Raw genomic sequence first — 17,004 nt, 5'->3', positions numbered from 1 at the left:
GTTTATAATGAAAAAATTAATTATCTTTTTTATTGCTTTGATATTACCAATGAGTGTATTTGCTAATGTTATTATTAACGGTACACGCGTTATTTATTATGAAGGTGTAGATAGTGTTAATCTTCAATTAACAAATAATGGTGATTTAGCTTCACTTATACAAAGTTGGATAGATGACGGTGATGTCGATTCAACGCCGGAAGATGCAAATTCTCCTTTTTATTTATACCCACCCATTGTAAAAATAGCGGGTAGACAGGGGCAAACATTAAGAATAAAGAATTCCAATGAAGGATTAAAAGATAATATTGAACAAGTTTATTTTTTAAATATTCTTGATATCCCTGAAAATGCGGAAGCCTTAAAAGGAAAAAGTTATTTACAATTAGCGATGAAAACAAGAATTAAAGTTTTTTATCGACCGAAAGGATTAATGGATGATCCAGCACGTATTAATGAAAAAATAACGTATCAATTGAATGGTAATAAAGTCATTGTTAAAAATAACTCACAGTATCATTTCACTATAGCCTCTATTTCTACACAAGAAACTCCTCGTATTACGCTTGTTGATTCTGAAATGATCTCGCCTTTATCTTCTCGTGAGTTACCGCTAATCAATAAATTAACCAATCATTCGGTTGTTGTTATTTATGTTGATGATTTTGGTGTTTATAAATCACAGAATATTAAACTCTAACAGAGACAGCATCGTGAATAATCCAAAATACCTCTCAATCCTTATTTTTTTAGGAATGCAACATTATGCTCAAGATCTGTATGCAGAGGGATTTGATACATCTTTATTAGTAGGAAAATCAAAAAACGGGGATATTTCACGATTTTATATAGATGATAAAGTGCCTGAAGGAAAACAACTTGTTGATGTCTATGTCAATCAAGCATGGAAAGGGCAATTTGAAATAAATGTTCTTGGTGCTAAGACAGGGATGAGTATTGAAACAGAAAATGTAAATAAGCTCGGTTTAAATTTATCTTTATCAGCCAAACAAAAAATAACAGAACAAAAAACAATTTTAATTAACGAGCTTGCAAAAAATGTTACTACAACATTAGATATTAATCGGTTAAGGCTTGATATCAGTGCACCTCAGATTTCTATTAAACAATCTGAAATGGGATATGTTGATCCCAGTTATTGGGAGCGAGGTATCTCGGCGCTGATCTTATCCTATAATTTAAATTACTATAACTACAAAGAGAAAAAAGGAAATAAAAGTAATAACGAAAATTTCTTTGCCAATCTTAACTCAGGTATTAACTTAGGAGCATGGCAATTTAGAGATGAATCTAACTATTCCTACTATTCTCACGGGAAAAGCCAGTGGAAGAATAATACCCGCTATGTGTATAAGGCGCTAAGTCAGATAACTGCGGGATTAACGATTGGTGATTTTTATACACCTGCGGCACTCTTTACCAGTATTTCATTTAGAGGCGCATCATTAGCGACAGAAATGGGAATGCTACCCAATTCAAGCCAAGGATTTGCTCCTATTATTCGGGGTGTTGCTCAAACCAACGCATTAGTCAGTGTTTATCAAAATGAAAATTTAGTTTTTCAAGAAAATGTGCCTCCTGGCGAGTTTTCTTTTCGAGATATTCAACCCACAGCAGGTGGCGGTGATCTGTTAGTGGTTGTTCAAGAAGCTGATGGAAGAAGAGAGTCTTTCACGGTGCCATTTTCAGCCGTTCCCGATATGCTAAAAGAAGGAGTATATCGCTATAATGTGATGCTAGGCGAATCACGTATTAACAATACGGATTATCGAGCTAAATTTGCACAAGGTGAATTTCATTATGGCTTAAATAATTTAGTAACTGTATATACAGGAGGAATTGTCAGCGAAGATTATTATTCAGCATTAATAGGGAGTGGTTGGAATTTTAAATTTGGCGCAATCTCTGCGGATATAACTCATGCAAGCGCAGATTTACAAATCGGTAAGAAGACAGGGCAAAGCTTTCGTCTGGCATATAGCAAATATATGGATGCCACATTAACAAATTTAACACTGGCGGCTTATCGTTATTCAACTCGTGATTATTATAGTTTTGTTGATTCTATTTACTCGCATGACAATTACCAAGCTTGGAAAGATTATCAAAACGATCTCGCTAAACAGCAGGGAAATAATAATACTATTTCTGATTTAGATTTAACAACCTTTGATGCATTAAGAGGATCACGAGCAAAAAATACGTTTACCATTAATCTTAACCAATATCTAGGTGGTCAAAGAGGCGTTATTTTTCTTTCAGGCACGCATCGAAATTATTGGAATACAACTAACAGTAATCGAGAGTATCAATTAGGATATTCAAATAACTATAACGATATTGCTTATAATCTTTCTGTATCCAAATTAAGAAATTACGATAATAAAGAAGAAACACGTTATTACTTAAATGTCAGTATCCCTGTTTCGTTTTTCGATAAAAGAGCAAACCTAAATACCTCTATTTACGCGGCAGACTCACGCTATCAGCAATCTACATTAAGTTTAAGTGGAACGGCAGGTAAAGATGATTTAGTCAATTATACTTTAACAGGTTCAAATCAAACGGGTGGGAATAATTTAGTCGGTGCAAATGTGAGTTATCGCCACCCTTATAGCACACTTTCCGCTTCTTATACTGAGGCAAATGATTATCGTCAAGGTGGATTAGGGGCAAGAGGAACCGTTGTTGCTATTCCTAATCATATTGCATTTTCAGGAGATACTGGAAAAACCTATACCATTATTGAAGCACCAATGGCAAATAATATGATGGTGAATGGACATAAAGCAACCTTAACTAATCATCAAGGTGTTGTATTGGTGGCAAATAGCATTCCTTATCGTACAAATATTTATACATTAACCAATACTGAACTTCCATCAAATGCTGAAGTTGTTGGAAATATCACGCATGTCACTCCTTATTTAGGTGCAGTTAATTATCTTTCATTAGAAACGGATCAACGCCAAACTTTTATTATTAGAGCTTCTTTAGATAATGGTGAAAGTTTACCTTTTGGAACAGAAGTTTTTAATAATAAGAAACAAGCAATAGGATATGTAGGACAATCCGGTGTACTTTATTTAAAAAGTGATACGTTACCGTCTTCTGTCTCTATAAAAATAAATGAAACCGGCAAAATAGAATGTGTAATTAGCCATTTAATTAATACGATGGATAAAAATCGTAATATCTGTCGATAAAGGAAAGTTCTATGAAATTATCAACCTTTATATTTTTATTATTAATAGGAATATTAAGCCAAAAGGCGATTGCTAATTGTAAGCCAGATAGTACGATCACAGCACCAGATATTAATTTCGACATATCTGGAGATTTAAATAGCGCTTCAACAACGGTTACGAAGGCGAGTAGAACAACATTTCCAGGTACATTTAAATGTACCGCAAGAGGGCTATTTCCTAATTCAGTGGGTATAGCTTCACCCTTTGCTGATAATCGAACAGGAACAATTGGTTTTAATGGTGGAAAACAGTTTGTTTCTATCACTTTAACGTCATTAGAAAAAAAGAGTGTGGAAAATATTGCTGCGGGAACGCATCCTGCATCTGATTTAGATACTAATTTTACCCTTAAATTTACGTTACTCACCTCTAAGCCATCGAGTAATTACACTGAAGTAAGTGGAAATACGGCCCTTGTAACCCCGGTTATTTTAGCCTCTGATGCATCAAGTGTAGGGATTATTCAATGGTTACTGAATATTGTGATTAAATTAGTGCAGTTTTTATTAACGTGGGTATGGCCTGTCGATCAAAATGATATTTTTTTACAACCAATGAAAATTACCTATAACCCAGTAATGACAACATGTGATTTTTCTAATGCAGGACTTGTTGTCTCATTACCTTTAATTAGTGTAAAAGAGGTAAAAACAGTTGATAAAGCCGGTTATACTCCTTTTACATTAAACTTTACCTGCCAAAATTTATTAGGTGATTCGAAAACATCTCGTAATATTAATATGTTTTTATCAAGCCAAAACTTATTAGCGGCGGATAAAACCATATTAACGAATACTACCGCACAGGGGGCAGGAGGGGTTGGATTTCGTGTCGTAAAAGCAGATAACACAAATAGCCCGCTTGTTTTATCTGATTCCATAAATACACAAGGGAGTGCGACGAGTATTTTTAGTGTGACTAAAGGGAGTACATTATCTCCTGTATTTTCTATTAATATGGGCGCTTACTACTCCCCTTATAATGCGAATACGGTGACTCAAGGTAAAATAACAAGTTCGGCAACACTGGTAATGTCTTACGATTAAAAGGTGTCAAGATGAAAAAAATTTTTATTCTGTTATTTATATTGATAACGCCTTTTACAAATGCCAGCGTAGTGTTAGAACGAACGCGTTTAGTTTTCCCTGCTGACCAATCAACGATATTATTACAGATAGTTAATCAAAGTGAGCAATCAACATTAATTCAGAGTTGGACAGATGAGGGAAATATTGCATCGACGCCAGAAACCACAACTGCACCTTTTCTTGTTATTCCTCCTATGGCGAAAATATCTGCAAATGGGGGGCTGCAATTAAAATTACAGCAACTTGATAATTCTTTACCACAAGATAGAGAATCTATTTTTTATTTAAATGTATTAGATATTCCGCCAAAGCCAGACAAGAAAGAAAATGTAAATACACTCCAATTAGCTTTACAGACACGAATAAAAATTTTCTACCGACCTAATCAACTTACATTAACGACCCGCGATATTTTTAAACAGATTGAAATTACACAGAGCGCGCAATATTTAGAGATAAATAATCCTAGTGCTTATTTTTTTACTATTTCAAAGATCTATATTGATGATAAAGAAGCTCAACCTCTCATTAATGCTATTATGGTTGCACCATTTTCAAAACAAAAAATTCAATATCAAGGACAGGTAAATCCTCATCAGATTATGACTCTTGTTTATATTGATGATGATGGAAATTATCAGCAAGATGAGAAAAGGATGAAGAAATAGCGTTTTCATATCACGATTAAATAAAAAGGCTGCATATTAATGAGGGGCTAATATGCAGCCTGTACAGCCAACGTTTAATCTTTAATTTATTACTTAGCTTACGTCTTCATTATCCATAACATGGTGACGTTCAGCGTGATAACCTTCTTCGTCATAGCCAAAACGCCAATAAGGAATAGCATAAATTAAGCTACGATCGTAACCGTTATCACGACGAATATGACGTCTTAATGCACGAATAATTTTGTCTTCACCAGCAATCCAAAATGCCACATCTTCAGCAGGTAATTTCCAAGACATAAATTCATTAATTAAGTTTTCAGTTTGCTCTTCAACTGAGCCAATTAACCAGATTATTTCTAATCCATTAGGATGTTTAATTTCTTGGCGATGTGTTTCGTTTTCTACTCGTATAACGACTTTTCCTTGAACATTAGGTTGCATTGTTTCAATTAAAGCCATTAACGCAGGTAATGAACTTGGATCGGCTGCCATATAGTAATGTGATGCAGGAGCTAATAAGGGATCTGGGCCACCTGGATTAGTGATCCCAATATAGTCGCCTTGCTTTGCATTTAGCGCAAAATGAATAGCTGGACCAGCATCGTTATGAACGGCAAATTCAATGTCTAACTCTTTTTGCTCTGGGCGAATAGCACGGACACTATAAGTACGTACAATCGATCTTGGTTCGCCTTCAGGCCACTTGGGACCTTTTTCAGAAAAACCCGGTACTGTTGGCTTAACTTGGCCTTCTAATGGCAAAAATATTTTTAGATGTGCGCCCGCAGTATCAGCTGGGTAGTTATCTAAATCATCACTAGTAAAGGTAATGCAGCGCATTCCTGGAGTGACATCAGTAATACGTTTTACTTGAACTAGGCGAGGAGGAGCTGGTTTATAAATATTTTTTTCTTGAGGTGTTTTTGGGTTACTCACGTTTTTTTACCTGACTCATTTAATTGTTTTTTCGATGTAGATATTATCATTTTCAATTAATAATGATAGTCATTATCAACATTAACTTTAATTTAGTAAAGTGAGGTGTATGTTTTACTTATCATTGTGTGATTAGGCTCAAATTACAATCAAGAAAAAAACTTAAAAATCAATGTAATAAGCTTGATGTAATAATTAATAAGTATTAATTAGAAAAAATGAGAAGAAAACAAAAACACTAAAATGTAATGTGGTAGGAGAGGATTGGTGTTATTTTTTTGAAAAAAGGAATGGTTTTAGAGAGTTGAAATAAATGCGGAAAAGTCAATAAATACAGTGAGTAAACTTTAAAATATTATACTCACTGTATTTTTATATAATGTCAGCAATAGATTAAGCTTTAGGATCTGGGCCAAATCTATTGTCGCCTTTAGTTCCTTCTAGGCACATAAAGACAAAAACAATTAATCCACCAACAGCAGGAATAAATGCAAGTAAGAACATCCAACCTGATTTATCTTGGTCGTGAAAACGACGAATAGTGACGGCAAGGCTAGGTACAATAATAGCTAAAGAATAAATACCGATAATAATACCTACAATTGAACCTAATGAACTCATTTCACCAGTGTTCATATCTATTGATGACATTAAAATAGCGTATAGAACAGTAATGATAATGGTATTTACCAGAGTAAACATCCAATATTCTTTTCTGCGAGCACGGCCTGAAAAGTTAGCGTAATTATTTTTAATGACTTCCAAATACCAATTCATGACTTCATCCTTAATTTAGTAGCAACAATACGTAAGCCTAGTTTAGGTGATCTTTCTTAGCAATTAAGATAATTCTAAATTATCAAAATACATTTTTAAAAAGACATTATGACCATTCCCTCTATTTTATAGGGATATGAGCTTAATTTTTAAGTTAATCAAATAGGTAATATCTAAATGATATACAATATGCGTCTTTATAAACTAATACTGATGTGGAGTGCTAAGTGGCGGGTATCATAATTACTTTAGAAATTGAATTCAACAAGTACTCTATTTTATTTCTAGTGAAGATAGCTTTTTATAGGATTGTTTATATCTTTATTTATCGTCATAACATAATAAAAAAGAGTTTATCCCTTACTACTGATCAAAAATGATGTATTTATAGTTATTTTATCAATGTGTTTGATTTAAATTTAGTTAATTATGGAAAATAAAAAGGGCTAAAATAATATCAGCCCTTTGTGTTTATTTTTACCGTCGTGCGGTACTGTTTTTATATTGCTGTGTGTGTTTTGCCTTTACTTCACTTTCATTCCCGCAAGCGTCATTAAGAATCGAAAAAGAGAAGAAACCGCAAATAAAGCTAAAACACTACAAAACCAAATTGTAATTAGCCAGCCCCATTTTTTTAATAATGAGGGTTTGCTTTGTATTTGTGGATCAGTGATAGCCTTCTTCATAATTGGTTTTTCCTCTGAAAACGTAATAACTCCAGAATGTATAAACGAGAATAATTGGAATAATAAAGAGCGCGCCAACTAACATAAATCCTTGGCTTTCTGGTGGCGCCGAAGCGGCTACAAAACTAACGGCAGGCGGAATAATGTTAGGCCAAATACTGATGCCTAATCCGGCAAAACCTAAGAAAATTAAAGCCAATGCCCCAAAGAAAGGAAGATAATGTCCTTGTTTTTTTATCGAGCGCAAAATCAGCCATGAGCTGTATAACACTAAAAGTGGAACGGGTAAAAAGAAGAATAAATTAGGTAACGTGAACCAGCGTTCAGCAATGGCTGGTTGTGCTAGCGGTGTCCATGCACTAACAACAGCGATCACAGCAAGCATTACCAATGTCAGTGGTTTAGCAATTTTGTATAAATTTTGCTGTAAGTGGCCTTCGGTTTTCATGATTAGCCAGCCACATCCTAATAAGGAGTAGGCAATAACTAAGCCAAAACCACAAAAGAGTGCAAAAGGCGACAGCCAATCAAAATAGCTACCTGCAAATGTGCGATTAACAACAGGTAGGCCTTGAACAATGCTACCAACGACAACTCCTTGCATAAAGGTTGCTAGCATTGATCCCAAAATAAAGGATTTATCCCAAAAACCTTTGTGATTGTTATCTGCTTTAAAACGAAATTCAAAGGCAACACCACGAAAAATCAGCGCAACAAGCATTAAAGTTAAAGGCATTGCTAATGCATCAAGAATAACAGCATAAGCAAGTGGAAATGCACCAAATAATGCAGCTCCCCCCAAGACTAGCCATGTTTCGTTGCCATCCCACACAGGGGCTACGGTATTCATCATTAAGTCACGATCTTGGTCGCTTTTAATAAATGGATAGAGCATACCGATACCGAGATCGAAGCCGTCCATGACAATATACATTAATGTACTAAATACGATGATGATGAACCAAATAACGGGTAAATCAATTCCCATGATGAACCTCCGAAGTACCTTTACGGATCAGTCTTAACATATAGGCATATCCAACACCGAACACAGAGCCATAAACAACAAAGAAGATCAGCAGGCTTATACTCATATGCATTTCACCATGAGCAGAGACAGCATCTCGTGTTCGCTGTATGCCATAAACAACCCAAGGCTGGCGACCGACTTCTGTTGTAAACCAACCTGCAAGGATCGCGATAAGACCTGATGGTGCCATTAAAAACGTTAAACGTAAGAAGGTTTTAGATTCATAAAGTTTATTTTTATATCGCAGCCAAGTTCCCCAAACACCCACTAGGATCATTAACATCCCGAGGCCAACCATAATGCGGAAAGACCAGAAAACGATAAGTGAATTAGGCCTATCTTCTTTCGGAAACTCTTTTAATGCCGGAACCTGTTTTTCTAAGCTGTGAGTTAAGATCATGCTACCAAGATAAGGGATTTCTATCTTATATTTGGTTTCTTCAGCATCCATATCAGGCATACCAAAGAGAATTAACGGTGTTGCTTCACCCGGTTTATTTTCCCAATGACCTTCAATGGCAGCAATTTTTGCAGGCTGATGTTTTAAGGTATTTAAACCATGGACATCACCAATGAGAGCTTGAATTGGTGCTAAAATTAAAATCATCCACAAAGACATTGAAAGCATCTTTTTCATTGCTGATGTTTTATTGCCTTTAAGGAGATGCCACGCCGCGGAAGCAGCAATAAAGAAAGCAGAAGCAAGGAATGCGGCAACGCCCATATGAGCGAGACGATAAGGGAAAGAGGGGTTAAAAATAACCGCAATCCAATCTACGGGTACAACTTGGTTATTAATGATTTCGAAACCTTGTGGTGTTTGCATCCAGCTATTTGATGCCAAGATCCAAAACGTTGACATCAGTGTGCCTAATGCGACCATACAGGTTGCGAAAAAGTGAAGTTTTTCGCCCACTTTATTCCAACCAAATAGCATTACGCCCAAAAATCCCGCTTCTAAGAAGAAAGCGGTAAGCACTTCATAAGTCAGTAAAGGGCCTGTAATTGAGCCGGCAAAGTCAGAGAAAAAGCTCCAGTTGGTTCCAAATTGATAGGCCATAACCAAACCAGAGACAACACCCATAGCAAAGTTAACAGCGAATATTTTTGACCAGAAATGAAATAACGCTAAATAATCCTTATTGCGGGTTTTTAACCATAAACCTTCCAATACGGCTAAAAAACTAGCCAGTCCGATAGTAATAGCGGGAAAGATAATATGAAAAGAAACTGTGAACGCAAATTGGATACGCGCCAAATCGAAGGCACTTAACCCAAGCATAAAAACCTCGTTTTATTGATATGTAAATGTAAATTGCAGGTAAATCGTGTGGATTAGTAGACCATATGACAGTAAGCTATAATAGTGACAATAAGTTTAAAAATGACTATAACAGTTTTTGAGGTGAACAGTTTTATATGACTCGATATGAACAGCTTGCAGCGCAAATACGCCAACAGATTGAAGATAATATCTGGCAATCTGGCGACCGTTTACCTTCATTGCGGGATACGGTAAAACAATCAGGTTTAAGTTTAATGACTGTTTTACAATCGTATCAATTATTAGAAAGCCAAGGATGGATAACCGCACGACCACAATCAGGTTATTACGTTGCACATCGTAATACACGCTTTGGCCAAGTAACAGCCAGTAAAGGGTTACACATGAGTGAAAATGTTGAGATTAGCACCTCCATTTTTAATGTACTCCAAGCATGTAAAGATCCTGAGATTATTCCTTTTGGTTCAGCATTTCCCGATCCTAGTCTATTTATCCAACCTAAACTCAGTAGTGCATTAGCATCGGCAGCAAGGCATTTAGCACCTCAAAGTTCAGTAATTAATTTACCACCAGGAAATGAAAAGTTACGCCGTAACATTGCGCAACGCTATGCATTGCAAGGTATTCACGTCTCTCCAGATGAAATAGTGATCACTGCGGGTGCAATGGAATCATTGAGCTTTAGTTTACAGGCAGTAACTGAACCAGGTGATTGGGTGGTGATTGAATCACCTGCATTTTATGGCGCATTACAAGCTATTGAACGTTTACGTTTAAAAGCCATTGCGATTAGAACAGATCCTATAACAGGAATTTGTTTAGAAGAACTCGAAAAAGTAGTGGATCAATACGATATAAAAGCGTGTTGGTTGATGAGTCATTGTCAAAATCCATTAGGTGGAACAATGCCTGATGAAAATAAAATAAGACTGGTGGAAATATTAGCGAAAAAACAGATAACGTTAATTGAAGATGATGTCTATGGAGAACTCTATAACAGCCAAAAGGCGCCAATGCCAGTAAAAGGCTTTGATAAAGCGAATAGCGTATTACATTGCGCTTCTTTTTCTAAATGTTTAGCGCCGGGCTTTCGTGTAGGTTGGGTTGCCGCAGGAAAACACGCAACAAAAATACAACAGTTACAAATGATGAGTACAGTTTCTGCGAGTATGCCGACACAGCAAGCCATTGCGGATTACTTATCACAAGGAGGCTATGATACGCATCTTCGTCGATTAAGATTATTATTAGAACAAAGGCGTTATCGCATGTTGCAAGCCATACAGGCACATTTACCTGAAGATGTAAAAGTGAATATTCCAACAGGAGGATATTTTCTCTGGTTAGAATTTGAATCAACATTTGATGCAAATAAACTTTATCACTTTGCATTGGAAAGAGGGGTCAGTATTGCACCAGGCTCCATGTTTTCCACCAGTTCTCAATTTAACCATGCCTTTCGTTTAAATTCTTCTTTTCAATGGAATAGCAGGACAGAGAAAGGAATGGAAATTATCGGTGAAGGATGTAGAAAATTACGACGTAAATAGCAGACGTTAGCGCACATTTTTTAAAGTTAGATATTGATTTATGAACGGTAATCTCCAATGATTAATTCTTAACCTCATTATCAGACTGACTAGCCAGATATTGCAGGAGGACACAATGAAGCTACGTTGTTTTGATCAACAAGAGTTACCGTTTATTCCATGGCGTAATCAAAAAGGCACAACCCAAGAAATTGTGTGTTGGCCAGTGAATAATGATTTTTCATGGCGAGCGTGTTTAACATCTATCGAAGATAATGGCTCATTAGGACAGTTTCCTGATATTGAACGGCAAATGGTTCTATTAGAAGGTAATGGACTTAATTTAAATAGCTCTGGATTTCTGAGTCACTCTGTCACTGATCCTTATCAGCCTTTTGATTTTTCAGGTGATATTCATGTTAAGTCAGAGCTGATTAAAGGGGGTGTAAAATGTTTAAATATTATGGTACGCAGGACATGCTGGAAAGCAGAAACCACATTAGTAACACAACCCCTTATATTACCAAGCTCTCACGCGGGACTTATTTATATAACGCAAGGTGAATGGACTTTAACTGGCGCTACTTGTCAGCGTTTATCAAAAGGGCAAGGTGCATGGTGGTTACCAGATATTCGAGAAGGTGAAATAAGGCCGTTAACCGCAAATTGCCAATTATTATGGGCAGATATTCGACCACTAAAATAAAGGTATTTTTTGTGGTCAAATATTGATTGAAATAATAAATGATGCTTAGGATTATGGCTAATTTAAAGCCAGATTAACGGCGGCAAGAGTGAGTAATCCACCAGCAATACCATCGTTATAACGACGACGTTTATCACTTAAACCACCTTTTAAGCCGACATAAGCAAAGAAGCTACCAAGAAGGCCATAAATAATTAAGCAAGTCGTGATAAATATCCCAGATAACAGTAATGATTGTGTTGCGACATCATTATGATTATCAATAAAGTTTGGTAAAATAGCGAGATAAACTAATAAACCTTTAGGATTAAGGAAACTGGTTAAAAAACCTTTACGAAATAGAGACGAAGTTTTAGTGGCATTAAGGACTAACTTTCCTTTTTTGCAGGCTGATATCAACATTTTAAGGGCAAGATAACTGATATAGACAACACCGACCCATTTGAGTAAGTGAAATAAAATGGGAGATGTAGATACTAAGGCTGCAAGCCCTAAAGCACTCAGTAACGCATGGGTTAAATAACCGGATATCACGCCTGAATTTGCAACCCATGCTGATTTCATTCCTCCTGATAACCCTTGGGATGAAATAAAAAGAATATCAGGCCCAGGTGTACAGATAAGCGGTAGAACCGTCAATGCGAATAATAATAAAGTGTTAAATTCCATCTTTTCACCTGATAGAGATAGATTAAGAGAAACATCGTTTTTGCTGTGAAATTTAGCGGAAAGATTATATGATGTTTTCGAAAAAATCGGGTTGCTTTGTTGCTAACAAAAAGAATTAATTGGCAATAAAATTCCACAAATAGAATTAAGGTTAATCTTTGATGTCAATAAAATTAGATAAGATAGACAAACATATTTTGCAGGTGCTTCAACGTGATGGCAAAATCCAAAATATTGAGCTAGCAAAAGAAGTTGGACTTTCACCGTCACCTTGTCTTCGCCGAGTACGTTTACTTGAAGAGTCGGGAGTGATCACGCGTTACGTTGCTGTATTAGATGGTAGTATGGTTGATGCAGGTTTATCTTTATTCGCAAGGATCTGGTTTAGAGCACAGGATGCAGAAACGATAGAAGAATTTGTAAAGGCCATTAAGGTGTTACCTGAAGTGGTAGAATGCCATTTAATGGCCGGCGAGTGTGATGCGTTAATTCGGATAGTGACTAAAGATTTAGCAACATATCGTCGTTTTCATGCCGATTATTTAACACAAATTCCAAGCATCCAAAGTATAAAAACAGAAGTACCAATGGAAACGGTAAAAGTAAGTTTTGCTTTACCACTTTAATTTTTTAAATATTTAGAGTTATTTGATTTTTAATTATCACAGATATATTTAATAGAGAAAGCCTCAAGTTAAATCTTAACAGAGGCTTTTTATTGGCATAAGTTAAATTACCCAGCTTTTAATAAACCGATATATCTCTGGTGTATAAAGTAACATACAGAAAAATAATGAAGCACCAATAAAATAGAGATAAATCGACCAAGTACATAAAGAGACAATAATTAGCATTAATATGATAAGAATAACGATACAAAGTCTGATCTGGGTGAGGGTGATTTGACCCGCGCACGATAATAATTCACTAATTAATTCAAAAAGTTCTGATATCTTTTTCCTCAACATAAATCCATTTAATCAAAGTCAATATATTATTCTTGTTTATTACAATCTAATTGTTTATTTTTAAGTTATTTGTATTATTTTTTGTATACTTGTAGTAATAGAGTCAATAAATAACTCTATTACTACATTTGTTCTATTATTTATATTATCAATAAAGAAATTTATTTTGTTTGAGATAAATTGGAAAATTCTTTTGTTACAATTTCAGCTGCTTTAGCAATAATATCTTTACGGTATTTCGCATTTTGTTCTTGTTGTGTGAAATAGACGACTAAAATTAATGGTGCATGGTTTTCAGGCCAAATAACGGCTATATCATTAGTTGTGCCATAATCACCACTACCGGTTTTATCTCCAACAATCCAATGTTTTGGTAAACCCGCTTTAATACTGTGATCGCCTGTTGTATTGCCTTTTAACCAAGTAACAAGTTGTTGGCGTTGAGATTGACCTAATGCATCGCCTAGTGTTAATGCTTGAAGGCTTTTGGCCATGGCAATTGGAGAGGTGGTATCACGAGGATCATCATGTATAGCCGTATTTAATTCAGGCTCTTTGCGATCTAGGCGATAAGTTACATCATTAATTGAACGTGCAAATTGAGTAACGCTGGAAGGCCCTCCTAAATAATCTAGGATTTTATTCATTGCTGTATTATCGCTATATTGCAAGGTAGCCGCACTTAATTGAGCCAGTGTCATTCCTGTTGCTAAATGTTTTTCTGTAATCGGGCTATAAGGGACCAAATCAGTTTTTTTGATGGTTATAGGGTTATCAAGCAATCCTGATTGTTTTTCACTTTCTTTTAAAACGGCGGCTACAGCCATAACTTTGCTGGTACTTGCCATTGCAAAGCGCTCATCACCACGATAAGTTACTTGTGAGTTATCTTTAGTATTAATTAACGCAACGCCTAAACGGCCTTGGCTATTTTTTTCAAGTGTCGTTAATTGTTCTTCAATAGTGCTATTTGTTTTAGCCCATAGCATTGGTGAAGCAAGTAGAGATATTAATGAAACTGCGATCACTGCGGTTTGACGGCATGTTGTTTTAAACATAGAAATGGATGCTCATATTAATTTAATAAAAAAAGCTAAATATAAATAGACGGTTATCGACAGTATGTGACGCTGTTTATTTATCAGGTGCAATATCCTATTTAATTGATTTATTGACAATCGATAATAAATCGCCTTAGCCTATAGAAAATCTAATGGCTAAGAATATTATGCGAACACATCTTCCCCTCAACGCACTACGCGCTTTTGAAGCATCCGCAAGACACCTTAATTTTACCAAAGCTGCATTAGAACTCTATGTCACCCAAGGCGCAGTGAGTCAACAGGTGAGAATGCTAGAAGAACGATTGGGCGTGATGCTTTTTAAGCGTTTACCTCGTGGTTTGGAGATGACAGATGATGCACAGATCTTATTTTCGGTATTAACAACCGCATTTAGTGATATCGAACGGGTGTTTAAACAGTTCGAACGAGGTGAATATCGTGATGTTGTTTCGATTGCCACTGTGGGAACATTTGCTATTGGCTGGTTATTACCTCGATTGGCTGAATTTAAGCAACAATATCCAAGAATAGAAGTGAATTTAAGAACAAATAACAATGTGGTTAATTTGGCAACTGAAGGACTTGATTTTGCCATTCGATTTGGTGAAGGACTATGGCCTCTAACCCATAATAAAGCCTTATTCTCTGCACCATTAACAGTTTTGTGCTCACCAAAAACAGCAGAACGGTTACATTATCCAACTGACTTAATAAATGAAAACTTATATCGTTCTTATCGAGAAGATGAATGGTCACAATGGTTTGAAAAAGCAGATATATCGCCGATAAAAATAACAGGTTCTATTTTTGATTCTTCACGTTTAATGGTAGAAAGCGCGATTTATGAAGGTGGAGTTGCATTAGCACCCGCAAATATGTTTTCAAGAGAAATAGAAAGCGGTCAGCTAATACAACCTTTTAAAATAGAAGTTGAAATGGGGAAGTATTGGTTAACGTATTTAAAATCAAAACCAATGACCGCATCAATGGAAATATTTCAGCAGTGGTTAATGAATGAAGCGCTAAAAGAGTGTCGTGAGTGATATAAAATAAATAGCACTGATTAATTTCAGTGCTATTTATTATTTGTACTCGCAGTATATTTTTTTAATTATAAGAAAAATGTTCTCTAACGATTTCTCTACCTATTTCAATAGATGCAGTTGCAGCAGGTGATGGGGCATTACACACATGTAATGAACGTTTACCTTTCACAAAATGGAAATCATCTACTAATTTTCCTTCACGAGTTAATGCTTGAGCACGAACTCCCGCAGGACCAGGATGAATATCTGCTTCATGTAAATCAGGAATTAATTTTTGCGCATTCGCAGTAAATAATTTGCGAGAATATGAACGACGAAGCTCGGCCATTCCTTCACCTAAATAATTACCTGCAATTTTCCAAAAACCCTTATAAGTGAGCACTTCGGCGAGATCTTTTAAATTAATATCGCTTTTTTTATAGCCTTCGCGCTTAAACGCTAATACCGCATTAGGCCCAACATCACGATGTCCGTTATACATGCGTGTGAAGTGTACGCCTAAGAATGGAAAATCAGGGTTAGGAACGGGATAAATTAGATGGTTGACTAAGTAGTTTTTATTGGCATTAAGCATAAAGTATTCACCACGGAATGGGACTATCTTCATACCTGTGTCATAACCTGCCATTTTAGCAATACGATCACTAAATAATCCTGCACAATTAATTAACCATTTGCCTGTAAATTGCTCATTGGATGTCGTTACTGTGACATTATCATCCGTTTCATTGATAGATGTTACAGCTTGGCCAAACGTAAATTTACCACCACGAGATTTAATAATTTCAACATGTTTTGCTGCTATTTCAGGATAATTAACGATCCCTGCATCAGGAACTAATAATGCAGCAATACCATTAACATAAGGCTCTCTAGCTTTCAGTTCACTTTCAGTCATTTTGATAACTTCAAGCCCATTATCAATGCCACGTTGATAAATGTTTTCTAACGCATTTAGCTCTTTTTCATTGGTAGCGACAATCACTTTGCCACAACGATCGTAATAAAGATTATGTTGTTGGCAAAACGCATAAGTGGTGATATTACCTTGTTTAGCCAGCCTTGCTTTAAGGCTCCCTGGTGTATAATAAATACCAGAATGAACAACATTACTGTTATGTCCACTTTGATGAGCTGCAGGGCCGGATTCTTTATCAATCACCAGTAGTTTTAGTTCAGGTTGACTTTCTTGTAGCGCACTTGCAACCCCTAATCCGACTAATCCCGCACCAATAATAATCACGTCATACGTCATAATCTTATCCATTTTATAAATTTTA

General features: G+C 35.9%; 16 protein-coding genes. 8 read left to right on the top strand and 8 right to left on the bottom strand.

The annotated features are described in order from the left end of the window. The first annotated feature begins 7 nt into the window (after positions 1-7). The 4 genes from ABN080_RS04420 to ABN080_RS04405 are packed head-to-tail and all read left to right on the top strand — an operon-like array spanning position 8 to position 5,025. A complete protein-coding gene (locus ABN080_RS04420) occupies positions 8-700 on the top strand; it encodes a fimbrial biogenesis chaperone (protein WP_349440468.1) in 693 nt (230 codons plus the stop codon). A 13-nt stretch (positions 701-713) separates the two neighbouring features. After that, the gene (locus ABN080_RS04415) at positions 714-3,227 is read left to right on the top strand and encodes a fimbria/pilus outer membrane usher protein (protein WP_349440467.1); all 2,514 of its coding nucleotides are present in this window, start codon (positions 714-716) and stop codon (positions 3,225-3,227) included. A gap of 11 nt (positions 3,228-3,238) precedes the next feature. Further along, positions 3,239-4,315, top strand: coding sequence for a fimbrial protein (locus ABN080_RS04410; protein WP_349439066.1), 1,077 nt, complete (start codon positions 3,239-3,241; stop codon positions 4,313-4,315). A gap of 11 nt (positions 4,316-4,326) precedes the next feature. Then, positions 4,327-5,025, top strand: a complete 699-nt coding sequence (locus tag ABN080_RS04405; RefSeq protein WP_349440466.1) for a fimbrial biogenesis chaperone — start codon at positions 4,327-4,329, stop codon at positions 5,023-5,025. A gap of 93 nt (positions 5,026-5,118) precedes the next feature. On the opposite strand, the gene ABN080_RS04400 is transcribed toward ABN080_RS04405, so the two are convergent. The 5 genes from ABN080_RS04400 to ABN080_RS04380 form a co-directional block, all read right to left on the bottom strand. Continuing rightward, entirely contained in the window at positions 5,119-5,964 is an 846-nt protein-coding gene (locus ABN080_RS04400) for a siderophore-interacting protein (protein ID WP_197269125.1), read from the bottom strand. A 393-nt stretch (positions 5,965-6,357) separates the two neighbouring features. Then, on the bottom strand, positions 6,358-6,741 hold the full coding sequence (locus ABN080_RS04395) for a DUF805 domain-containing protein (protein WP_072068260.1): 384 nt from the start codon (positions 6,739-6,741) through the stop codon (positions 6,358-6,360). Positions 6,742-7,265: 524 nt separating this feature from the next. Next, the gene (locus ABN080_RS04390) at positions 7,266-7,427 is read right to left on the bottom strand and encodes a DUF2474 domain-containing protein (RefSeq protein WP_072068259.1); all 162 of its coding nucleotides are present in this window, start codon (positions 7,425-7,427) and stop codon (positions 7,266-7,268) included. Beyond that, the gene (gene cydB, locus ABN080_RS04385) at positions 7,408-8,415 is read right to left on the bottom strand and encodes a cytochrome d ubiquinol oxidase subunit II (RefSeq protein WP_349440465.1); all 1,008 of its coding nucleotides are present in this window, start codon (positions 8,413-8,415) and stop codon (positions 7,408-7,410) included. The genes ABN080_RS04390 and cydB overlap by 20 nt, the downstream gene beginning before the upstream one ends. Then, positions 8,405-9,739 (bottom strand): cytochrome ubiquinol oxidase subunit I, encoded by a 1,335-nt coding sequence (locus tag ABN080_RS04380; RefSeq protein WP_115349849.1) that lies wholly within the window; start codon positions 9,737-9,739, stop codon positions 8,405-8,407. Before ABN080_RS04380 ends, cydB begins: the two co-directional genes overlap by 11 nt. Before the next feature lie 137 nt (positions 9,740-9,876). Here ABN080_RS04380 and ABN080_RS04375 point away from each other — a divergent pair, with 137 nt between their 5' ends. Both ABN080_RS04375 and ABN080_RS04370 read left to right on the top strand, forming a co-directional pair. Next, a complete protein-coding gene (locus ABN080_RS04375; RefSeq protein WP_349440464.1) occupies positions 9,877-11,292 on the top strand; it encodes an aminotransferase-like domain-containing protein in 1,416 nt (471 codons plus the stop codon). Between the two features lie 115 nt (positions 11,293-11,407). After that, positions 11,408-11,977: a HutD/Ves family protein gene (locus ABN080_RS04370; RefSeq protein WP_349439062.1), complete on the top strand. Its 570-nt coding sequence runs from the start codon at positions 11,408-11,410 to the stop codon at positions 11,975-11,977. 57 nt (positions 11,978-12,034) lie between these two features. Here ABN080_RS04370 and ABN080_RS04365 read toward each other — a convergent pair whose 3' ends face one another. Further along, the gene (locus tag ABN080_RS04365; protein WP_349440463.1) at positions 12,035-12,646 is read right to left on the bottom strand and encodes a LysE family translocator; all 612 of its coding nucleotides are present in this window, start codon (positions 12,644-12,646) and stop codon (positions 12,035-12,037) included. A gap of 161 nt (positions 12,647-12,807) precedes the next feature. On the opposite strand from ABN080_RS04365, the gene ABN080_RS04360 reads away from it, so the two are divergent. After that, positions 12,808-13,272, top strand: a complete 465-nt coding sequence (locus tag ABN080_RS04360) for an Lrp/AsnC family transcriptional regulator (protein WP_036936508.1) — start codon at positions 12,808-12,810, stop codon at positions 13,270-13,272. Between the two features lie 503 nt (positions 13,273-13,775). On the opposite strand, the gene bla is transcribed toward ABN080_RS04360, so the two are convergent. Then, positions 13,776-14,672 (bottom strand): class A beta-lactamase, encoded by an 897-nt coding sequence (bla, locus tag ABN080_RS04355; RefSeq protein ID WP_349440462.1) that lies wholly within the window; start codon positions 14,670-14,672, stop codon positions 13,776-13,778. A gap of 170 nt (positions 14,673-14,842) precedes the next feature. Here bla and ABN080_RS04350 point away from each other — a divergent pair, with 170 nt between their 5' ends. After that, a complete protein-coding gene (locus tag ABN080_RS04350; protein ID WP_349440657.1) occupies positions 14,843-15,721 on the top strand; it encodes a LysR family transcriptional regulator in 879 nt (292 codons plus the stop codon). 64 nt (positions 15,722-15,785) lie between these two features. On the opposite strand, the gene lhgD is transcribed toward ABN080_RS04350, so the two are convergent. Further along, entirely contained in the window at positions 15,786-16,991 is a 1,206-nt protein-coding gene (gene lhgD, locus ABN080_RS04345; protein WP_349440461.1) for an L-2-hydroxyglutarate dehydrogenase, read from the bottom strand. Positions 16,992-17,004 lie beyond the last annotated feature (13 nt).

This window comes from Proteus sp. fly-1089, assembly GCF_040138965.1.
In the GTDB taxonomy this organism is placed as follows: Bacteria; Pseudomonadota; Gammaproteobacteria; order Enterobacterales; family Enterobacteriaceae; genus Proteus; species Proteus vulgaris_B.
Note: the sequence above shows the minus strand (reverse complement) of the source record. Positions and strands in the feature narration are given on the sequence as shown.

Bases quoted from the DNA above. Each gene is read 5' to 3' on its own strand.
- ABN080_RS04420 (WP_349440468.1), top strand. From the start codon at position 8: ATGAAAAAATTAATTATCTTTTTTATTGCTTTGATATTACCAATGAGT.
- ABN080_RS04410 (WP_349439066.1), top strand. From the start codon at position 3,239: ATGAAATTATCAACCTTTATATTTTTATTATTAATAGGAATATTAAGC.
- ABN080_RS04405 (WP_349440466.1), top strand. From the start codon at position 4,327: ATGAAAAAAATTTTTATTCTGTTATTTATATTGATAACGCCTTTTACA.
- ABN080_RS04395 (WP_072068260.1), bottom strand. From the start codon at position 6,741: ATGAATTGGTATTTGGAAGTCATTAAAAATAATTACGCTAACTTTTCA.
- ABN080_RS04390 (WP_072068259.1), bottom strand. From the start codon at position 7,427: ATGAAGAAGGCTATCACTGATCCACAAATACAAAGCAAACCCTCATTA.
- cydB (WP_349440465.1), bottom strand. From the start codon at position 8,415: ATGGGAATTGATTTACCCGTTATTTGGTTCATCATCATCGTATTTAGT.
- ABN080_RS04380 (WP_115349849.1), bottom strand. From the start codon at position 9,739: ATGCTTGGGTTAAGTGCCTTCGATTTGGCGCGTATCCAATTTGCGTTC.
- ABN080_RS04375 (WP_349440464.1), top strand. From the start codon at position 9,877: ATGACTCGATATGAACAGCTTGCAGCGCAAATACGCCAACAGATTGAA.
- ABN080_RS04370 (WP_349439062.1), top strand. From the start codon at position 11,408: ATGAAGCTACGTTGTTTTGATCAACAAGAGTTACCGTTTATTCCATGG.
- ABN080_RS04365 (WP_349440463.1), bottom strand. From the start codon at position 12,646: ATGGAATTTAACACTTTATTATTATTCGCATTGACGGTTCTACCGCTT.
- ABN080_RS04360 (WP_036936508.1), top strand. From the start codon at position 12,808: ATGTCAATAAAATTAGATAAGATAGACAAACATATTTTGCAGGTGCTT.
- bla (WP_349440462.1), bottom strand. From the start codon at position 14,672: ATGTTTAAAACAACATGCCGTCAAACCGCAGTGATCGCAGTTTCATTA.
- ABN080_RS04350 (WP_349440657.1), top strand. From the start codon at position 14,843: ATGCGAACACATCTTCCCCTCAACGCACTACGCGCTTTTGAAGCATCC.
- lhgD (WP_349440461.1), bottom strand. From the start codon at position 16,991: ATGGATAAGATTATGACGTATGACGTGATTATTATTGGTGCGGGATTA.